Source organism: Brachybacterium sillae (genome assembly GCF_025028335.1).
In the GTDB taxonomy this organism is placed as follows: domain Bacteria; phylum Actinomycetota; class Actinomycetes; order Actinomycetales; family Dermabacteraceae; genus Brachybacterium; species Brachybacterium sillae.
In genome coordinates, this window is record NZ_JAFEUW010000001.1 from 2,124,728 (window position 1) to 2,144,369 (window position 19,642).

Sequence of the window (19,642 nt, forward strand, 5' to 3'; positions counted from 1 at the left end):
TCCACCGCGGGGCGCGTGCTGCGCCCTCTCATCCCCTCCATCTACGCCCCCACCGCCCTGGAGACGACCGGCGAGTCCGCGTTGATACCGGTGGTCCCGGTGCTCGCGCTGCAGCTGGGATTCTCCGTGCCGGCCGCGGCGGCGCTCACCGGAATCTTCGGCATCGCCTCACTGATCGGCCCGATCCCCGCCGGGGCGCTGCTGCAGCGTATCGGGGCGCGGCGCGCGATCCTCAGCACCGGCATCCTCCTCGCCCTCGGCAACTCCCTCGCGCTGCTCGTGGTCGGGGAGGGGCTGGCCGGGACGCCGCAGGCCCGCCACCGATGGGCCCTGGTCGCGCTGCTGGTGCTGATCGCCGCCTGCGGCCAGGTATGGGCCCTCGGGCGCCAGAGCCACCTGGGCAGCGCCCTGCCGCCGCAGTTCCGCGCCCGCGGGATGACCACTTTCGGCGGGATGCTCCGGGTGGGACAGGTGCTGGGCCCGCTGGTGGGCGCAGCGGTGATGGCCTGGCTGGGGGAGCGGGCCGTGTTCGGGGTGGCCGCCACCATGAGCGCCCTCGCGAGCCTGATGGTCGCCATGTTCCTGCTGCCGCAGGAGAGGCCGGGGCGCTCGGCCCCACCTGCACGCGACCCGCGGCGCGCCCGCCCCGCGCCGCGCAGCGCCGCCGCGCGCGGACTCGACGGCCTGGTCGCCCGACGGATGCTGCTGGTGCAGGTGGGCCTGACCCCGCTGATCATCGCCCGGTTCGCCCGGCCTGTGGTGGTGCCGCTCGTCGCTGCCGCCTGGGGTCTGGATGCCCCGACCATCGCCCTGATCATCGGTGTGCTCGCCGTGCTGGAGATCCTGCTGTTCATCCCCGCCGGGATCCTCATGGACCGGTTCGGCCGCGCCGCCGTCGCCGTGCCGTGCACCGGTCTGCTCGGTGCCGGGTTCGCACTGCTCGCGCTGTGGTCCCTGCTCGCGCCCCCGCAGACCAGCACGGCCGCGGTGACCGCGCTGCTGGTGTGCGGCGCGATCCTCGCCATCGGCAACGGGCTGGGCTCCGGGATCATGATGACCCTCGGTCTCGACGTCAGCCCCGAGCGGGACCGCACCCGGTACCTCACCTGGTGGAACACCCTCAACGGCGTGGGCCGACTGCTCGGACCGGGACTGGTCGCGGGCATCACCGCCGTGGCTCCCCTTGCCGCGGCCTCCGGCGTGATCGGGCTGCTCGCCCTCGGCGGGGCGGCGTGGCTCGCGCGGATCCTGCCGCGGCTCCACCTGGGCGAGAGGTTCTGAGCGGGGCCCTGCCAGACGATGACGCTGCACCCCGGCCGGTCGTCGGACGGGCTGTCGTCATCCGGTGGTCGTCACACGGCCACGACGCACGTCTCGTTCACCGCCGCCCAGGCCTGACCGGAGCCGCATGCCACAGGTGCATCACCGCGTGGGTGCGCCACGGCGCGGCCGGAGCCAGCGCCGGGAGCAGCGCAGTGAGCGGATCCTCGGGGCCCAGAAGACCCAGCCGGCGGGCCCCGGCGAGCAGGGCCACATCCCCGGCGGGCACCAGGTCGGAGCAGCGCAGGCCCCGGATCAGGGCGTAGTCGGCCGTCCACGGGCCGACGCCCGGCAGGGCCAGCAGGCGGGTGCGCAGACGGGCGACGGCGTCGGAGCCCGAGGCGGGGGCGGGGCCCGCCAGGGCGCGGCGCGTCGCGGCGGCAGCCTCGGTGATCTCGGGGGCCGCCTGCGCGAGGGCCCGCAGCGCCCGGCGTCGTGCCTCCGGCCCCCGGTACCATTCGGGCGCCGTCGCCGCGGCGACCGGGTCGGCGGGCAGGCGCGTGACCCCGTCCCGCTGCAACCGCGGGGGGAGCGGGGCCGCGACCGCGTCCGTGGCGCGGGTCATCTGGTCCAGCGTGTGAGCCACCGTGATCTGCTGCCCGACGATCGCCCACAGCAGCGCCTCCACCAGGCTCGGTGTGCCGGGCACCCGCACCCCGGGACGGTCGGCGACCGACCCGGCGAGCGCCGGGATCGTCCGTGCCAGGTGCGCGTCGACCGTCTGCGGTTCCGCATCCAGGTCCAGCAGGTGACGGGTGAGCGCCACAGCCTCCTCCCGATCGCGGGGATCCTCCAGGCCGAGCCGGACGTCGAGACGGCCGGGGCGTCGCGGCGCCGTGAGGTCGGCGTGGAGCACGGCGGCTCCGTGGCGCAGAGCCACCGCACGGGTCCATGCGCCGCCGATGACCGCCTCCACACCGGGGACGGCGCGGGCCGCGAACCAGGTGGCGAGCCCCGCCCCGTCGAACGGTTCGTGCACCGCGAGCGCCACGCTCTCGATGGGTGCGGCATGAGATGCCGGTGGGGGCACCGGCACGGCGTCGGGTACGGGAGCAGCTTTCGGCGTCGCGTGCGGTGGCGGATCGGCAGGGGACATGGGGCCAGTGAACCCGAGCTCACTGGACGGGGTGGTCGATGCCGGCCGCGCGTCGGACCTCGACCGGGTGCGCCCTCCTGCTAGCGTCACGACGTGGCCGACCAGCATCCCGCCCCCACCGATCCGCGCTCCTCCGACCCCACCGACGCTCAGGCATCCTCAGCTCGGACTCCCGACGAGAGGACTCCCGTCGAGCGGTCGGCTGCGGCCACCCGCCCCGTCGGTTTCGACCGCGAGAAGTACATCGCCCTGCAGTCGGAGCACATCCACGAGCGACGTCGGCGCATCGGCGGTCGCCTCTACCTGGAGATGGGCGGGAAGCTCTTCGACGACTACCACGCCTCGCGCGTTCTGCCCGGCTTCACCCCGGACAACAAGATCGCGATGCTCGAGGCGCTCAAGGACGAGACCGAGATCCTCGTCTGCTTCAACGCCAAGGACCTCGAGCGCAACAAGGTCCGGGCCGACCTCGGCATCACCTACGAGGATGACGTGCTGCGGTTGATCGACGTCTTCCACGAGCGCGGGTTCCTCGTGCAGCACGTGGTGTGCACGCAGCTGGAGGACTCCAACCATCGGGCGCTCGCCTTCCTGCAGCGCCTCGAACGCCTCGGGATGACGGTGGCGCGGCACCGGGTGATCCCCGGTTACCCCCACGACACCGCCCGGATCGTCTCCGAGCAGGGGTTCGGCCTCAACGAGCACTCCGCGACCACCCGCGACCTCGTCGTCGTCACCGCCCCCGGACCCGGCTCCGGCAAGCTCGCCACCTGCCTGTCGCAGGTGTACCACGACCACCAGCGGGGCATCCCCTCCGGGTACGCGAAGTTCGAGACCTTCCCGATCTGGAACCTGCCGTTGGAGCATCCGGTGAACGTCGCCTATGAGGCCGCGACCGCCGACCTCGAGGACATCAACCTCATCGACCCGTTCCACCTGGCCGCGCACGGCGAACGCGTCACCAGCTACAACCGCGACGTCGAGGTGTTCCCGCTGCTGTCGGCCCTGCTGGAGAAGCTCACCGGCGCCTCCCCGTACGCCTCGCCCACCGAGATGGGCGTGAACATGGCCGGGTACGCGATCGTCGACGACGAGGTGTGCCGGCGCGCCTCCGAGCAGGAGATCATCCGCCGCTACTACAAAGCCACCACCGCCGAGGCCGTCACCGGGGACGATGACTCCGTCTCCGAGCGGATCGCGCTGATCATGTCCCGCCTGGGCTTGAGCAGTTCCGACCGACCCGTGGTGGGGGAGGCGCTCGCCGTGCAGGAGCTCACCGGGGAACCCGGCGCGGCGATCGCCCTGGCCGACGGCACACTGATCAGTGGCAAGACCAGCCCGCTGCTGGGCTGCTCCGCCGCGATGCTGCTGAACGCGCTGAAGCACCTCGCAGGTATCGATCCGGCGGCGAAGCTGCTCGCGCCCGAGGCGATCGAACCGATCCAGACCCTGAAGACCGTCCACCTGGGATCGCTGAACCCACGGCTGCACACCGACGAGGTGCTCATCGCGCTGTCGGTGTCCGCGGCGACCGATGAGCGGGCCCGCCGAGCGCTCGATGCGCTGGGGCAGCTCAGCGGATGCGACGCCCACGTCACCACCATCCTCGGATCGGTCGACGAGGGGATCTTCCGCAGCCTCGGGATCCTCGTGACCACGGAGCCGCGGTTCCAGAAGAAGGCGCTGTACCGCAAGCGCTGAGGGGAGCGGCGGAGCACCGCAGACGAGGCGAGAGGCTGAAAGGCTCCGCGGGGGCGGCCGAGAAGAGGCGTTGCGGAGTGCCACGCCGAGCAGTACGGCCACGACGACCTGCTGCCGCTGTCCGGACTGTGGCGGGAGCTCGGGCATGCCAGCGTTTCAGCTGGTCACAGAGAGCGGATGACGGGAATCGAACCCGCGTCGCTAGTTTGGAAGACTAGGGCTCTACCATTGAGCTACATCCGCGTGACCTGCGGCGACGATGTGCGTCGCCACGAGGGTCGGTGCCGTCGGCATCCCGGGGCTGTCGACGAGCGCCCCCATTGAACCAGATCGACCCCCTCGAAGCATCCGCCTGCCGCCGAGATGCCCGGTGCGACGTGTCACAGGCCTCACCCCGGGATGAGGTGCCGCGGGGTGAACGGGTAAGCTCGGTGGGGTTGCCCTCCGGGGTGTAGCTCAGCTTGGTAGAGCACCCGCTTTGGGAGCGGGACGTCGCAGGTTCAAATCCTGTCATCCCGACGCAGCTGGGGGCGGCAACGCCCCGGCCCGGCCCGGTCCTGCGTCCGCGTCGGTGCCCCCAGCGTCCGGCGGCGCCGGACTGCGGGGGCAGCCCGCCCACGCGGCCGAGTGCCGACCGCCCGATATCGACCCGTGTCCACCATCCAGGGAGATCCGCCCGTGAAGACCACCCCCGAGAAGCTCAGCCCCACCCGGACCAAGCTCACCGTCGAGGTCCCGTTCGAGGAGCTCAAGCCCGCCATCGAGAAGGCGACCAAGAAGATCGCCTCCGAGGTGCAGCTGCCCGGCTTCCGCAAGGGCCATGTGCCCACCCGCCTGGTGGAGCAGCGTTTCGGCCGACCCGCGATCATCCAGGAGGCCGTCAACGACGCGCTCCCGGATTTCTACTCGCAGGCCGCCGCAGAGGCGGAGCTCAAGCCCGTGGGTCGGCCCGAGGTCGAGATCACCGAGGTCCCCGGCCTCGACGGCACGGACACCGGCAACCTGGTGTTCACCGTCGGGCAGGACGTGCGCCCGGAGATCGAGCTGCCGGACTTCGCTTCCCTGGAGCTGGAGATCGAGGAGCCGGTGGTCGACGACGACGCCGTGCAGGTGCGTCTCGATCAGCTGCGTGAGCGCTTCGGCACCCTCAAGGGTGTGGACCGCCCGGCGAAGGACGGCGACTTCGTCTCCCTCGACATGAGCGCGACCATCGACGGTGAGGAGATCGAGACCGTCGAGGGCGTCTCCTACCGCATCGGCGAGGGCAACATGCTCGACGGTCTCGACGAGGCCCTCACCGGCCTGTCCGCCGACGAGACCACCACCTTCACCGCGCCGCTGGCCGGTGGCGACCGCGCCGGCGAGGAGGCGCAGATCACCGTCACCGCGAAGTCCGTGAAGGAGCGCGAGCTGCCGGAGGCCGACGACGAGTTCGCCGAGCTCGCCTCCGAGTTCGACACCATCGACGAGCTGAAGGCCGATCTGGCGCAGCAGGCCGAGCGTGACGCCCAGGGCAACCGCGTGGTCCTGGCCCGCAACGCGTTGCTGGAGAAGCTGCTGGAGGAGCTGGAGATCCCGGTGCCGCAGGGCCTGGTGGACGAGGAGATCGCCGCCCACCTGCAGAACGAGGGCAAGCCCGAGGGCGACCCCCACGGCGAGGAGATCCGCGAGGACACCGAGAAGGCGATCCGCGCGCAGTTCCTGCTTGACGCGATCCTCGAGTCGCGTGAGGTGAACCTGGAGCAGGCCGACCTCATGTCCTACATGCAGGCGCTCTCCGCGCAGTACGGCATCGAGCCGAACCAGTTCTTCCAGATGCTCGCGCAGTCCGGCCAGATCGAGCAGATCATCGGTGAGGCGCAGCGCTCCAAGGCCCTCGAGGTCGCCCTCGCGGACGTCACCGTGAAGAACACCGACGGCACCGTCCTCGACCTGGGCCTGACCTCCGGCGAGACCGCCGAGGGCGAGGAGTCCGGGGAGAAGGTCGACGAGGAGAAGGCCGAGGAGAAGAAGCCGGCGGCGAAGAAGGCTCCCGCGAAGAAGGCACCCGCCGCGAAGAAGGCGTCGTCCACGTCCTCCACCTCCACGTCCTCGACCGCGAAGAAGGCCGCGGCGGCGGACACGAGTGACGAGGCGGCATCGTCGGAGTCCGATGAGGAGAAGCCGGCGAAGAAGACGACCACCCGCCGCACCTCGGCCACGAAGTCCTCGACGACCAAGGCCGCGACGGCCAAGAAGTCCGCGCCGGCGGACGCCGCCGAGGGGGAGGCCGACAAGGCCTGATCCTCTCCCGACCGCGACGAACGGGCGGGTCCACCTCACGGTGGGCCCGCCCGTTCGTTCGGGTCCGTCACCGCCCCGTGCCCGTGGTCGGTCGTACCGAGGGGTCTGTGGACCCCGGTGCGATCGGTCAGGTGCCGCGCTCGACGGCGTCGGGCCGGGGGCGAGGAGCGGTCGGCGCGCGATCGATCAGCGCGGAATCGATCGGCGCGGGATCGTCCTCCCGCCCGGCGGCCCTGTCGGTCGCATCGTCGGCCGGGCCGGTGCCCCCGGGTGGGGTGACGTCCCGGTCCTCGCGGGGCATGAACCCCGGGCGGGGTCGGGCCGCGTGGCGGCGTTCCTCGGTGAAGTGCTGCAGCTGCTCATCGCGGGACGTCGTCAACCGGTGCGAGGACACCTCGGATCGGTCATCGGGCATGGCGTCAGGATCCCTGGGCTTCCTGGTAGGTGTCCTCGATCACCGCACCCCAGTAGGGGCCGAACATGACCCCGTCGAGTCCGCGGTACCCGAAGCTGTTCACCGAGTTCTGCACGCCGTCGGCTCCGTCACCGAGGAACCAGGGTCCACCGGAGGAGCCTCCGGTCATGTCGCAGGGGATGCCGTGGGACTCCGTGCTCCCGGTCGGGTCGGCCTCGGCGGTGCCGGTGCACTGGTGCAGGGTCTCCCCGTCGAAGGGCGTGCCCGCCGGGTACCCGTAGGAGGTGTACCGCTGTCCACGAGCACCGTTGAACTCCACGCCCGAGCCACCGACGGTGTCGGTGAGAGTGGCGGAGCCCTCACCCCGCACCACCGCGAAGGCGGTGTCGTAGGTCATGTCACCCTCACTCGTCCACTGAGTGGGGGCGAACAGGTCCTCCGCGGTCCAGGCGCCGTACGGGGCGTTCCCGTTCTCATAGGCGGGGACGAACACCCAGTTCGTCGCCCAGGAGCCACCGCCCTCATGGGCACAGTGGCCGGCGGTGGCGACCGTCGACTCGTTGTCCGAGACGACCGCATTGGCGGAGCAGACGTAGTCGGTGCCGTCGATCGTGAAGAACACCTTCCCGATGTGGTCCACCGGGGTGACGGCCGGTGACGCCGCTGCTGCCCGCGGCCGCATGGTGCGGGCCCCCGCGGCCGGCTCACTGCTGGCGATGTGGTCGTTCTCGGCGAGGAGGGTCTCCGCGGGGATCGCGGCCTCCATCCGCGCGGGAGTCCAGTAGTCTTCCGCGGCGTCGGCCTCGGCAGCGGAGACACTGCGGCGCTCCAGCGCGGGGGCTGCCGGGTCCGCGATGGCGGCTTTGCCGCCGGTGGCGAGCGCGAGGGCCGCCGCTGCCAGAGCGGTGACCGGTCGCAGAGCGAAGAGTCGTCGGCGTGACGTCGTCGTCACGGGATCTCTCTTTCCTCAGGGGTGGCGCGAAGGCGCCGGGCCCTCGAGCACAGCAGGGGATCCCCGTGGGGTGGAACCCGCGAAGGTGCCGATCAGCAGGGACCTTCGTGCCGGAAGGGCGGGCCGGATGGGACGGGGGTACCGGGCGTGGGTGTCCGTGGTGCCGTGAGAGATGAACGGCCGACGGGCCCGCCATCCTGGAGGGGATGGCGGGCCCGTCGTGGCGGACTCCCGAGGGACGGTTCATGCGCCGCGGGCGGCGCACTCTTCCCGAGGGGAGATCAGCGGTAGGTCACGTAACCGCTGGGGGAGCCCCAGATGTTGCGCTCGACGACCTCGTCCTTGGAACGGGAGGCGTCGATGATCTTGCCGTCGCCGACGTAGATCGCGACGTGGCCCGGGTAGTACACGATGTCACCGGGCTGCAGCTGGCTGCGGGAGATCTTGCGACCACCGTCGACGATCGAGCCGCTGAAGTGGGGCAGGTCGATGCCGGCGGCCTGGTAGGCGTACTGCACCAGGCCGGAGCAGTCGAAGCCCTCCCTCGGGGAGTTCCCGGCCCACTGGTAGTCGGTGCCGACCACGGAGCGGGCGCGGTCCACGATGGCGGAACCGGAGCCGGAGGTGGACTTGGAGGTGGACTTGGAACGGGACTCGGTGGAGCCGCCGCCGTTGAGGGCGCCACGGGTCTGCGGGCCGACGATGCCGTCCACGCGCAGGTCGTTCTCGCGCTGGAAGTCCTTCACCGCAGCGTGGGTGCGGGGACCGAACTTGCCGTCGACGCGCAGGTCGGCGCCCTCCTGGTTCAGGAGGGTCTGGAGCTGCTTCACGACGGCGCCTTTGCTGCCCCAGCGGAGGGTCACGCCCGAGGGGAGGGCGGTCGGGGCCACGGGGGCGGTGGCCGGGGCCGCGGAGGCGGCCTGGGCGGCGGGCTGCGCCGGGGCCGCGGGGGCGGCCTGGGCGGCGGCGCCGGTGCCGAGGGCGGCACCCGCGACGACGGTGCCGAGGACGGCGGCCCCGCCGGCGGAGCGGAGGGTGGCACCTGCGGCGGTCAGCGGGGTGCGGGCGCGGCCGGCGGCGCGGTGGGTGTTGGTCTTGGCCATGGAGCGTGCGTTCCTTCCGGGACCTCGAGCCGTGGGGGGTGACCCGAGGGGGAGTCGTTTCTTCTCTGTTCCAGTCCGCCGGGCCCTTGGAGTCCCCGGGCATCGGCGGCGTGACGACACTAGGGGAGCTCGCGCGGTCGCGACAGGGCCTTTGAAAGGGCCGGTCACAGGTCTTGGCGAAGACTTGACGCTCGATGCAGAGCCCTCGTGCCCGCGTCAAACTCCTTTACCCGACGAGGGGGCACGCATACCCCGGGCGCCACAGCGGACGCCGGGACAGGGGGCGGACGCGGCCCGTCTGCGCCGGGGGCGAACAACCGGGTCGTGTGTCGGTGAGACCGCCTAGAGTCGACGGTGACGAGTCGAGCCCGACGATCCGCCCGCGACCCGCGCCGTCTGCGGCGCGTGAAGGAGAGATCCATGACCACATCGCCCGCCGCCGCTCAGGGCACCGCCCCCATGGGCCTGGACGACAACGTCTACCAGCGCCTGCTGCGCGAGCGCATCGTCTGGCTCGGGGAGGACGTGCGCGACGACAACGCCAATGCGATCTGCGCGAAGCTCCTGCTCCTGGCGGCTGAGGACCCGGAGAAGGACATCTACCTCTACATCAACAGTCCCGGTGGGTCGATCACCGCGGGGATGGCCATCTACGACACGATGCAGTACATCCAGCCGGATGTGGTGACGGTGGCGATGGGTATGGCCGCGTCGATGGGACAGTTCCTGCTCTCCTCGGGGGCCAAGGGCAAGCGCTACGCCACGCCGAACGCCCGCGTGCTCATGCACCAGCCGCTCGGTGGTCTGGGCGGCACCGCCACCGAGATCAAGATCCAGGCCGATCTGATCCTGTCGATGAAGCGCCGCCTGGCCGAACTCACGGCGGAGCAGACCGGCAAGAGCGTCGAACAGATCCTCGCCGATGGCGACCGCGACAACTGGTTCACCGCCGAGGAGGCCCTCGAGTACGGCTTCATCGACAAGATCGTCACCGCGGCGCATGACGTCACCGGCGGTGGCGGCACCGAGGACTGATCGCGGACCGACTGCGCGCCCGCCCGACCCACCGACCTCCAGGAGCACCCGTGACCTTCGATCCCCGCCTGCAGGCGCAGGCCCCCATGCCCACCAGCCGTTACGTGCTGCCGCAGTACGAGGAGCGCACCGCCTACGGCTTCAAGCGCCAGGACCCGTACACCAAGCTGTTCGAGGACCGCATCATCTTCCTCGGCGTGCAGGTGGACGACGCCTCCGCCGATGACGTGATGGCCCAGCTGCTGGTGCTGGAGTCCCAGGATCCCGACCGTGACATCACGCTGTACATCAACAGCCCCGGGGGCTCCTTCACGGCGCTGACCGCCATCTACGACACGATGCAGTACATCAAGCCGGATGTGACCACGGTGTGCCTGGGACAGGCGGCCTCCGCGGCGGCTGTGCTGCTGGCGGCGGGCACTCCCGGCAAGCGCCTCGCGCTGCCGAACGCACGCATCCTCATCCACCAGCCGGCGATGGGCGGCCAGGGCGGCGGCCAGGCCTCGGACATCGAGATCCAGGCCAATGAGATCCTGCGCATGCGTGACTGGCTGGAGGAGACTCTCGCGCATCACACCGGCCGCAGCAAGGAGGAGGTCAGCCGCGACATCGAGCGCGACAAGATCCTCACCGCCCAGGGTGCGCTGGACTACGGGATCGTCGACCAGGTGCTCGCCTCCCGCAAGGATGAGGCCCCTCGCCGTCCGCGCTGACCCGGCAGTGTCGGAGCGCCGCTCCCGCCCGGTCCGGTGAGCCCGGGCGGGAGCGGCGCTCCGACACTCGCTCCGGCGGTTCCCCCGGCCCGTCGGGTGCCGCGGGTAGCCTGACCACGTTCCCCAGCTCACCAGGAGGCACCCGTGGCACGAACCGGCGACGCGGCCGACGTCTTCAAATGCTCGTTCTGCGGCAAGTCGCAGCGGCAGGTGGAGCGGCTGATCTCCGGACCGGCCGGCGTGTACATCTGCGACGAGTGCATCGAGCTGTGCAACGAGATCATCGCGGAGGAGATCGAGGCGGCGAAGCCCGCGCCTGACGCCCCGGCTCCGCTGCCGCGGCCGCAGGAGATCTTCGCGCACCTCGAGGAGTACGTCATCGGGCAGGAGCCCGCCAAGCGGTCCCTCGCCGTCGCCGTCTACAACCATTACAAGCGGGTGCGGTCCGGCGGCGAGCCGGAGCACACCGCCGGGGCCTTCGGTGATGTCGAGGTCGCGAAGTCGAACGTCCTGCTGGTCGGACCCACCGGCTGCGGCAAGACCTACCTCGCGCAGACCCTCGCCAAACTGCTCGACGTGCCCTTCGCCATGGCCGACGCGACCGCGCTCACGGAGGCCGGGTATGTGGGCGAGGACGTCGAGAACATCCTGCTGAAGCTGCTGCAGGCCGCCGACTACGACGTGGAGCGCGCCCAGCAGGGCATCATCTACATCGATGAGGTCGACAAGATCGGCCGCAAGGCCGAGAACCCCTCGATCACCCGTGACGTCTCCGGGGAGGGCGTGCAGCAGGCGCTGTTGAAGATCCTCGAGGGCACCGTCGCGGCGGTTCCCCCTCAGGGTGGCCGCAAGCACCCCCACCAGGACTTCATCCAGATCGACACCACCAACGTGCTGTTCATCGTGGCGGGGGCGTTCGCCGGTATCGAGGACATCATCGGCAGCCGCATCGGCAAGCGGGGCATCGGCTTCGGCTCGGAGCTGCACACCCCGATGGAGCAGGCGGAGATCTACTCCCACCTGCTGCCGGAGGACCTGCTGAAGTTCGGTCTGATCCCCGAGTTCATCGGCCGCCTTCCGGTGATCACGAGCGTCTCGAACCTCGACCAGGACGCGCTGATCCGGATCCTCACCGAGCCGCGCAACGCCCTCACCAAGCAGTACCAGCGCATGTTCGCCCTCGACGGGGTGGAACTGGATTTCGAACGCTCGGCTCTGGAGGCGATCGCCGCACGGGCGCTGGAACGCGGCACCGGGGCTCGTGGCCTGCGGGCGATCCTCGAGGAGACCCTGCAGCCGGTGATGTTCGAGGTGCCGTCCCGGGAGGATGTCGCCAAGGTCGTGATCACGGAGGGTGTCGTCACCCAGGGGCGGGAACCGCTGATGCTCACCCAGAACGAGGCCGATCGCGGTGCGCGACGCCGCAGCAAGAGCGCATGAGCGACGCGAACATGAGCGAGGAGCAGACCCCCGCCCGGGCAGCGCACGTGCTGGCCGGTGCGCAGATCGATGACTCCGCGCGTGCCCGGCACCTGCTGGCCGAGGCGCGGCGCAGCATCGACAACATCGACGCCGCCCTGGTGCACCTGCTGGCCGAGCGCTTCAAGCACACGCAGCGGGTCGGACTGCTCAAGGCCGAGCACGGCCTGCCGCCGGCCGACCCGGACCGCGAGGCCCAGCAGGTGGCGCGACTGCAGGAACTCGCCCGCACTTCGGGCCTGGATCCGGTGTTCGCCGAGCGGTTCCTGCGGTTCATCGTCACCGAGGTAATCCGCCATCACGAGCAGATCCGCGATGACGTCGAGGACGCCCTCGCGGAGGACGGCACGGACGGGTCGACCTCCCCCTCAACCCCCACCCGGCGCGCGCAGTCCTGAGCCCCGCTGAGGTCCCCGCTCCGGAGCGTGTCGCCGGCCACCCGGATCCGGCGTTCACCAGCACCGACCCACCGGTTTACGGCCCCCTCCAGAGCGCGGAGGGCGGCGCCCCGCGTGGTAGGTTTCCGGCATGGCACGACGGACGTTCCTCGAATGGCCTGTCCTCCGACAGGCCACCGGCAAAGACCGCTGGGGTCGAGGCCCCGCGGTGGAGTCGGCCCAGACCCGCGACATCGAGCCGCGCACGGTCACCGCTGACCGTGTGGTGAAGAGTGTCTGCCCCTTCTGCGCCGTGGGCTGCGGCCAGAACGTGTACGTGAAGGACGGCAAGGTCGTCCAGATCGAGGGCAACCCGGACTCCCCGATCTCGCGCGGGCGTCTGTGCCCGAAGGGCGCGGCCAGCGAGCAGCTGGTCAACTCGCCCACGCGCGTGACCGAGGTGCTGTACCGGGCGCCGCGTGCCAAGGACTGGCAGCGCATGGACCTCGACACGGCGATGAACATGATCGCCGACCGGTACCTCGAGGCCCGTCGTGCGCACTGGCAGGACGTCGACGAGAAGGGGCACCCGCTGCGGCGGACCCTCGGCATCGCCAGCCTCGGCGGCGCCACCATCGACAACGAGGAGAACTACCTCGCGAAGAAGCTGTTCTCGGCCACCGGGGCGATCCAGGTCGAGAACCAGGCCCGCATATGACACTCCGCCACGGTTCCCGGTCTGGGAGCCTCGTTCGGACGTGGCGGCGCCACGCAGCAGGTGCAGGACTTCGCCAACGCTGACTGCATCCTGATCCAGGGCTCGAACATGGCCGAGGCCCACCCGGTCGCGTTCCAGTGGGTCATCGAGGCGAAGAAGCGCGGTGCACGCGTGATCCATGTGGATCCGCGGTTCTCGCGCACCTCCGCGCAGGCCGATCGGTACGTGCCGATCCGTGCCGGCTCGGACATCGTCTTCCTCGGCGCGATCATCAATCACATCCTCACCAATGAGCTGTACTTCGACGAGTACGTCCGCAACTACACCAACGCGGCGACGATCGTCGGGGACGACTTCCGCGACACCGAGGATCTGGAGGGCCTGTACTCCGGCTTCGACGCCGCGACGGGTGTGTACGACACCAGCTCGTGGGGATACAAGGAGAAGGGCGGCGGCACCGTCCGCGGCACCGAGGAGAAGGCCGACGGCGGCGACGAGCACGGCGAGGCCAGCGGTGAGGCCCACGGTTCTGGTGGCCCCGCGCTGGAGCATTCCGAGAGCGAGACCGATCCGACGCTGCAGCATCCCCGCACGGTGTTCCAGATCCTCAAACGCCACTTCTCCCGGTACACCCCGGAGATGGTGGAGGAGGTCTGCGGCATCAGCCAGGAGGACTTCTACTACGTCGCCGACTCGCTGGTGCAGAACTCCGGCCGTGAGCGCACCACGATGTTCGCGTACGCGGTGGGCTGGACGCAGCACATCCAGGGCGCCCAGTTCATCCGTGCGGCCGCCATCCTCCAGCTGCTGCTGGGCAACGTCGGTCGGCCCGGTGGCGGCATCATGGCCCTGCGCGGCCACGCCACCATCCAGGGCTCCACGGACATCCCGACGCTGTTCAACCTGCTGCCCGGTTACCTCCCGATGCCGAAGGCGGGCACGCACGACACGCTGAAGGACTACCTCGAGGCCGTCGGCTCCAAGAAGCAGAAGGGCTTCTGGGCCAACGCCGATGCCTACGCCATCAGCCTGCTGAAGGCGTGGTGGGGGGACGCCGCGACCGCCGAGAACGACTACGCCTGGGATTACATGCCCCGTCTGACCGGTGCCCACGGCACCTACCAGACGCTGCAGCTGATGCTGCAGGACGAGGTCGACGGCTACTTCCTGCTGGGGCAGAACCCGGCGGTGGGGTCGGCCAACGGCAAGCTGCAGCGCCAGGGCATGTCCCATCTGAAGTGGATGGTCGTGCGCGACTTCCAGCTGATCGAGTCCGCCACCTGGTGGAAGGACGGACCGGAGATCGAGTCCGGGGAGATGCGCCCCGAGGACATCGAGACCGAGATCTTCTTCCTGCCGGCGGCGAACCACGTCGAGAAGGCCGGGTCCTTCACGCAGACCCAGCGCATGGTGCAGTGGCGCGACCGCGCCGTCGAGCCGCCGGGCGACTGCCGCAGCGAGCTGCAGTTCTTCTTCGAACTCGGCAACCTGCTGAAGGAGCGCGTGAAGGACTCCACCGACCCGCGCGACAAGCCGCTGCAGGACCTCACCTGGGACTACCCGACCGATGAGCACGGGGAGCCCGACGCCGAGGCCGTGCTGCGGGAGATCAACGGCTACCACGTGACCGGTGAGAACGCCGGGGAGCCGCTGACGGCCTTCGCGCAGATGAAGGCCGACGGCTCCACCGCCGGTGGCTGCTGGATCTACGCGGGCGTCTACGCCGGCGGGGAGAACATGGCCCGTCGTCGTGTGCCCGGCAGCGAGCAGGACGAGGTCGCCGCGAAGTGGGGCTGGGCCTGGCCCGCCAACCGACGCATCCTCTACAACCGTGCCTCGGCCGACCCGGAGGGCCGCCCGTGGTCGGAGCGCAAGAAGTACGTGTGGTGGGATGCCGAGGCCGGCAAGTGGACCGGTAAGGATGTCCCGGACTTCCCGGTGGACCGTGATCCGTCGGCCCGCCCCGACCCGTCTGTCGGCGGTCCGGCGGCCCTGTCCGGCATCGACCCGTTCATCATGCAGGCCGACGGCAAGGGCTGGCTCTTCGCGCCCAAGGGCATGGTCGATGGGCCGATGCCCACGCACTACGAGCCGCTCGAGTCGCCGATCCCGAACGCCCTGTACCCGCAGCAGGCGACCCCGCCGCGTCTGATGATGCCGCGCGAGGACAACCTGACCGCTCCGGGTGCCGGGTACCCCGGCGGTGACGTCTACCCGTACGTCTTCACCACCTACCGCCTCACCGAGCACCACACGGCCGGTGGCATGAGCCGCTTCCTGCCGTACCTCTCCGAGCTGCAGCCCGAGCAGTTCTGCGAGGTCTCGCCGGAGCTGGCGGAGGAGGTCGGCCTGGAGAACAACGGCTGGGCCACGCTCATCACCCCGCGCTCCGCCATCGAGGCGCGAGTATTGGTGACCGAGCGCATGACGCCGCTGACGATCCGTGGCCGCACGGTGCACCAGATCGGCCTGCCGTACCACTTCGGCAGCGGGACCGAGGCGGTCGTGGAGGGTGATTCGCCCAACGACCTGATCGGCATCGTGATGGATCCGAACACGCAGATCCAGAACTCGAAGTCGATCGCCGTGGCGATCCGTCCGGGGCGGCGCCCGCGCGGTGCCGAGCGCCTGGAACTGGTGGAGAAGTACCGCCGGGATGCCGGGATCACCCCGGAGACCGGTACCACCCGCGTCACGGCGCCCGACTACCCGAACGGGACGCGCGAGGAGGACCTCGCCACCGCGGATCTGTCCGGCGCCGATGACGCCGGCCGGTCCGGTGCGGCGGGTCTGCAGCGGGGACGCCGCGCCCGCACGTCCGACGACACGTCCTCCGAGGAGCGCTGATGCCGCAGCTGGCAGGGCCCACTGATCCCATCGCCGACGTCCACTGGGACGAGCGGGCGAAGGACCGCAAGGGCTTCTTCACCGACACCTCCATCTGCATCGGCTGCAAGGCCTGCGAGGTGGCCTGCAAGGAGTGGAACCACAACCCGGCCGACGGCGACTGGTCGCTGCTGGGGTCGAGCTTCGACAACACCGGGTCGCTCGGCGCGAACACCTGGCGGCATGTGGCGTTCGTCGAGCAGGACGGGGAGCGGATCCGGCTGGCCCGCGAGTCGGGCCGCACGCTGGTCAGCCTCGGCATGCCGGGTATCGGCCCGCGTCCGGGTCGGCCCGCCGGGGGTCCCGGTTCCGGGGTCGCCCGCGACACCGCGCAGGGCCTGGGTCTGAACCTCACGGATCAGCCGGCCCCCGCTGCAGGGCTGGGCGCTGTGGACACCACCCCGCCGGACACCCCCGAGTTCCGCTGGCTGATGTCCTCCGATGTGTGCAAGCACTGCACGCACGCCGGTTGTCTCGACGTGTGCCCCACCGGTGCGCTGTACCGCACCGAGTTCGGCACCGTGGTGGTGCAGGCCGACATCTGCAACGGCTGCGGTACCTGCGTGGCCGGATGCCCGTTCGGCGTGATCGAGCGGCGTGATGACGGCACCGTCGCCACGCCCCGCCAGCGCGGCGAGGGTGGCGCGGCGATGGACGTGCCGAACAAGGGCACCGCGAACAAGTGCACCCTGTGCTACGACCGTCTGAAGGCCGACCAGACCCCGGCGTGTGCGCAGACCTGCCCGACCACTTCGATCCGCTTCGGCGACCGCAGTGAGATGGTCGCCGCGGCCGAGGAGCGGGTCGCGCAGCTGCACGCCCAGGGTATGACCGAGGCCCGCCTGTACGGCGCCAACGAGAACGATGGCGTCGGCGGCACCGGCTCGGTGTTCCTGCTGCTGGATGAGCCGGAGGTCTACGGTCTGCCGCCGGACCCGCAGGTCCCGACGAAGGACCTGCCGACCATGTATCTGCGCGCCGGCATCGCCGCCGCCGGGATGGTCGCCGCCACCGCCGTTGCGTTCCTGGGGGCCCGCCGATGAGCACGAGTGAGTTCGACGCCTACCGTCCGCCGCAGAGCGGCCGCCGCCGTCGCGGGGGCCCGCGACCCGGAGCGGGCGAGAAGCAGCCCGCAGGACAGTCTGAGCAGCAGTCCGCCGCAGCGGGCTCGCCGACAGGACAGCAGATCCCCGACGCACCGCAGATCGCCTCCGGCCGATACGCCGGGGGCGCCGGCCGCAAGCCCGCCGGGGAGGGTCGCCGTCGGGCGGCCGCCGAGGGCGCGGGCGAGATGCCGATGGTCGACGATGTCCGCTTCACCTCGTACTACGGCCGTCCGATCATCAAGGCGCCGCCGTGGGGTGCGCCGATCGCCGCCTACCTGTTCCTCGGTGGTGTGGCCGGCGGGTCCGGGTTGATCCAGCTCGGTGCCCACTGCACGGGCCGTCCTGCGCTGCGCCGCACCGCCCGCATGGCCGCTCTGGCGGCGCTGGCGGGTGGCACCGTCGCACTGATCGAGGACCTCGGCCGGCCCGAGCGCTTCCTCAACATGCTGCGGACGGTGAAGGTCACCTCCCCGATGAGCATCGGCACCTGGATCCTCACGGGGTATGGCCTGTCCGCCGGGATGACCGGGGCCAATGAGATCGACCGCCTGCTGGGGGAGCGGCTGCCGTTGAGCGCCATCCGGCCGCTGGCGCGGTCGCTGGAGACGCCCGCCGCGGTGAGCTCCGCGATCTTCGGCGCCCCCCTCGCCGCGTACACCGGTGTGCTGCTGGGCAGCACCGCGGTGCCGACGTGGAACGGTGCCCGCCAGCACCTCTCCTTCGTGTTCGTCTCCTCGGCGGCGATGGCCTCGGCGGGTCTCGCGCTGGCGGGGACGCCGACGCGGGAGGCCGGTCCGGTGCGTCTGCTCGGAGCGGTCGCGGCCGGTGCGGATCTCGCGGCGACGCGGGTGATGGAGAAGTCCATGCATCCGGTGGAGGCGGAGCCCCTGCACACCGGCAAGGCCGGGGCGATGCTCACCTGGTCGGAGCGTCTGGCCGTCGGTGGCGCCGTGGTGGGCCTGCTGGGCCGCCGCAACCGTGCGCTGTCGGTCGCGGGCGGTCTGGCGATGGCCGCCGCCTCCGCACTGACCCGTTTCGCGGTGCTGGAAGCCGGGCTGGCTTCGGCCCGGGACCCGAAGCACGTCGTGGAGCCGCAGAAGGAGCGCCTCGCGAAGCGTCGCGCTGCCGGGATCACCGGGGATTCGATCACCACCGGTCCGAAGGCGCCGGCCGCCCCGGCGGATGGCGGCACCACCGCCTGACCCGACCGCCACAGGCGCGCGACACCACGTGACGCCCGCCGCCCCAGAGGGGTGGCGGGCGTCGTCGCGTCGGGGAGAGGAGCCAGGCGCCGTTCAGCGGCGGATGGTCACCCGGCCCGGGGTCTCGGCGGTGGTCCGGCCGATCACCGGGTACCCGGGGACCTCACCGACCACCAGCAGACCGCCGGAGGTCTGCGCATCCGCGAGGAGCAGCAGATCCTCGTCGCGCACCCCCGCGGCTGCGTCCACGTGCGGGCGCACCCAGTCGAGGTTGCGGCGGGTGCCACCGGAGATGTAGCCGTCACGCAGCGCCTCGGAGGCGCCGTCGACCAGAGGCACTGCGGTGACGTCGATCTCGGCGCCGACACCACTGGCCCGGCACATCTTGAACAGGTGACCCAGCAGACCGAATCCTGTGACGTCGGTGGCAGCCCGGGCCCCGGCCTCCAGGGCGGCCCGGGAGGCGTCCCGGTTCAGCTGCGTCATCGTGGCGATGGCCTGGTCGAACACCTCGCCGGTGGTCTTGTGGCGGTTGTTCAGCAGGCCGACGCCGATCGGTTTCGTGAGCGTCAGCGGCAGACCGGCCTGCGCCGCGTCGTTGCGCAGCAGACGATCCGGGTGGGCGGTGCCGGTGACGGCCATGCCGTACTTCGGTTCCGGGTCGTCGACGCTGTGGCCGCCGATCACCGGGCAACCGGCCTCCTGAGCCACCTCGAGCCCGCCCCGCAGCACCTCCTGCAGCAGCTCGAACGGCAGCACGTCGCGCGGCCACCCGACCAGGTTGATCGCCACGACCGGTTCGCCGCCCATGGCGTAGATGTCCGACAGGGCGTTCGCGGCGGCGATGCGGCCCCAGTCGGCGGGGGAGTCCACCACGGGGGTGAAGAAGTCGGCGGTGGACAGCACCGCGAGGTCACCGCGGATCCGCACGGCGGCGGCGTCATCACCGTCGTCGAGGCCCACGACCACCTGCTCGTATCGCTGCCCGCTCAGCGCCGAGACCGCCTGCTCCAGCTCACCGGGCGGGATCTTGCACGCACACCCTCCGCCGTGGGCCATCGTGGTGAGTCGAGGGGAGTCCGCGCTGAGAGCCATGTGGCCATTCTAGGGCGGGTGGAGCCGGGTCGGGTAGCCTGAACCAGCATCCGTGCATGGAGGCGTCTGCGTCCTGGTGGGCGTCCTGGTCTTCAAAACCAGTGAGACCGAGCAGCTCGGTCTGGCGGGTTCGATTCCCGTCCGCCTCCGCCACATCCGAC

14 protein-coding genes, 3 tRNA genes and 1 pseudogene are annotated in these 19,642 nt (G+C 70.9%); 12 read left to right on the forward strand and 6 right to left on the reverse strand.

Annotated features, from left to right (window positions below; genetic code table 11):
- Positions 1-15: 15 nt before the first annotated feature.
- Complete coding sequence (locus JSY14_RS09810; protein ID WP_259558718.1) at positions 16-1,281, forward strand: MFS transporter; 1,266 nt, start codon at positions 16-18, stop codon at positions 1,279-1,281.
- Between the two features lie 97 nt (positions 1,282-1,378).
- Here the strand turns inward: JSY14_RS09810 and JSY14_RS09815 are convergent, their stop codons facing one another.
- Positions 1,379-2,416 carry a DNA-3-methyladenine glycosylase family protein gene (locus tag JSY14_RS09815; RefSeq protein WP_259558720.1) on the reverse strand — a complete coding sequence of 346 codons (1,038 nt, stop codon included), beginning with the start codon at positions 2,414-2,416 and terminating at the stop codon, positions 1,379-1,381.
- A 93-nt stretch (positions 2,417-2,509) separates the two neighbouring features.
- Here JSY14_RS09815 and JSY14_RS09820 point away from each other — a divergent pair, with 93 nt between their 5' ends.
- Positions 2,510-4,117, forward strand: a complete 1,608-nt coding sequence (locus JSY14_RS09820; protein ID WP_259558721.1) for a DUF1846 domain-containing protein — start codon at positions 2,510-2,512, stop codon at positions 4,115-4,117.
- A 172-nt stretch (positions 4,118-4,289) separates the two neighbouring features.
- Here the strand turns inward: JSY14_RS09820 and JSY14_RS09825 are convergent.
- A tRNA-Gly gene (locus JSY14_RS09825) sits at positions 4,290-4,360 on the reverse strand.
- A gap of 202 nt (positions 4,361-4,562) precedes the next feature.
- Here JSY14_RS09825 and JSY14_RS09830 point away from each other — a divergent pair.
- Both JSY14_RS09830 and tig read left to right on the forward strand, forming a co-directional pair.
- Positions 4,563-4,636, forward strand: a tRNA-Pro gene (locus JSY14_RS09830).
- 159 nt (positions 4,637-4,795) lie between these two features.
- On the forward strand, positions 4,796-6,400 hold the full coding sequence (tig, locus tag JSY14_RS09835) for a trigger factor (protein WP_259558722.1): 1,605 nt from the start codon (positions 4,796-4,798) through the stop codon (positions 6,398-6,400).
- 127 nt (positions 6,401-6,527) lie between these two features.
- Here tig and JSY14_RS09840 read toward each other — a convergent pair whose 3' ends face one another.
- From JSY14_RS09840 to JSY14_RS09850, 3 genes are all read right to left on the reverse strand, one after another.
- Positions 6,528-6,815, reverse strand: a complete 288-nt coding sequence (locus JSY14_RS09840) for a hypothetical protein (RefSeq protein ID WP_259558723.1) — start codon at positions 6,813-6,815, stop codon at positions 6,528-6,530.
- Positions 6,816-6,819: 4 nt separating this feature from the next.
- A complete protein-coding gene (locus tag JSY14_RS09845; RefSeq protein WP_259558724.1) occupies positions 6,820-7,767 on the reverse strand; it encodes a trypsin-like serine peptidase in 948 nt (315 codons plus the stop codon).
- Positions 7,768-8,048: 281 nt separating this feature from the next.
- Positions 8,049-8,870: a C40 family peptidase gene (locus JSY14_RS09850; RefSeq protein WP_259558725.1), complete on the reverse strand. Its 822-nt coding sequence runs from the start codon at positions 8,868-8,870 to the stop codon at positions 8,049-8,051.
- Between the two features lie 420 nt (positions 8,871-9,290).
- Here JSY14_RS09850 and JSY14_RS09855 point away from each other — a divergent pair, with 420 nt between their 5' ends.
- The 7 genes and pseudogenes from JSY14_RS09855 (at position 9,291) to nrfD (ending at position 18,386) form a co-directional block, all read left to right on the forward strand.
- A complete protein-coding gene (locus tag JSY14_RS09855; RefSeq protein ID WP_259558727.1) occupies positions 9,291-9,905 on the forward strand; it encodes an ATP-dependent Clp protease proteolytic subunit in 615 nt (204 codons plus the stop codon).
- Positions 9,906-9,991: 86 nt separating this feature from the next.
- On the forward strand, positions 9,992-10,618 hold the full coding sequence (locus tag JSY14_RS09860; protein WP_259559656.1) for an ATP-dependent Clp protease proteolytic subunit: 627 nt from the start codon (positions 9,992-9,994) through the stop codon (positions 10,616-10,618).
- Between the two features lie 144 nt (positions 10,619-10,762).
- On the forward strand, positions 10,763-12,058 hold the full coding sequence (gene clpX, locus JSY14_RS09865; RefSeq protein ID WP_259558728.1) for an ATP-dependent Clp protease ATP-binding subunit ClpX: 1,296 nt from the start codon (positions 10,763-10,765) through the stop codon (positions 12,056-12,058).
- Positions 12,059-12,069: 11 nt separating this feature from the next.
- Entirely contained in the window at positions 12,070-12,495 is a 426-nt protein-coding gene (locus tag JSY14_RS09870; protein ID WP_259559657.1) for a chorismate mutase, read from the forward strand.
- A gap of 130 nt (positions 12,496-12,625) precedes the next feature.
- Positions 12,626-15,970, forward strand: a pseudogene (fdh, locus tag JSY14_RS09875) (formate dehydrogenase); the annotation flags it as partial.
- 68 nt (positions 15,971-16,038) lie between these two features.
- Positions 16,039-17,121, forward strand: a complete 1,083-nt coding sequence (locus tag JSY14_RS09880) for a 4Fe-4S dicluster domain-containing protein (protein WP_259558729.1) — start codon at positions 16,039-16,041, stop codon at positions 17,119-17,121.
- The gene (gene nrfD / locus JSY14_RS09885; RefSeq protein WP_259558731.1) at positions 17,118-18,386 is read left to right on the forward strand and encodes an NrfD/PsrC family molybdoenzyme membrane anchor subunit; all 1,269 of its coding nucleotides are present in this window, start codon (positions 17,118-17,120) and stop codon (positions 18,384-18,386) included. Before JSY14_RS09880 ends, nrfD begins: the two co-directional genes overlap by 4 nt.
- Before the next feature lie 93 nt (positions 18,387-18,479).
- Here the strand turns inward: nrfD and selD are convergent, their stop codons facing one another.
- Entirely contained in the window at positions 18,480-19,481 is a 1,002-nt protein-coding gene (selD, locus tag JSY14_RS09890; protein WP_259558734.1) for a selenide, water dikinase SelD, read from the reverse strand.
- A 58-nt stretch (positions 19,482-19,539) separates the two neighbouring features.
- Between selD and JSY14_RS09895 the strand changes: the two genes are divergently transcribed.
- Positions 19,540-19,634, forward strand: a tRNA-Sec gene (locus JSY14_RS09895).
- Positions 19,635-19,642: the final 8 nt, after the last annotated feature.

Coding starts and splice junctions, on each gene's coding strand:
- JSY14_RS09815 (WP_259558720.1), bottom strand. CDS start 2,416: ATGTCCCCTGCCGATCCGCCACCGCACGCGACGCCGAAAGCTGCTCCC.
- JSY14_RS09840 (WP_259558723.1), bottom strand. CDS start 6,815: ATGCCCGATGACCGATCCGAGGTGTCCTCGCACCGGTTGACGACGTCC.
- JSY14_RS09850 (WP_259558725.1), bottom strand. CDS start 8,870: ATGGCCAAGACCAACACCCACCGCGCCGCCGGCCGCGCCCGCACCCCG.
- JSY14_RS09855 (WP_259558727.1), top strand. CDS start 9,291: ATGACCACATCGCCCGCCGCCGCTCAGGGCACCGCCCCCATGGGCCTG.
- JSY14_RS09860 (WP_259559656.1), top strand. CDS start 9,992: ATGCCCACCAGCCGTTACGTGCTGCCGCAGTACGAGGAGCGCACCGCC.
- JSY14_RS09870 (WP_259559657.1), top strand. CDS start 12,070: ATGAGCGAGGAGCAGACCCCCGCCCGGGCAGCGCACGTGCTGGCCGGT.
- JSY14_RS09880 (WP_259558729.1), top strand. CDS start 16,039: ATGCCGCAGCTGGCAGGGCCCACTGATCCCATCGCCGACGTCCACTGG.
- nrfD (WP_259558731.1), top strand. CDS start 17,118: ATGAGCACGAGTGAGTTCGACGCCTACCGTCCGCCGCAGAGCGGCCGC.
- selD (WP_259558734.1), bottom strand. CDS start 19,481: ATGGCTCTCAGCGCGGACTCCCCTCGACTCACCACGATGGCCCACGGC.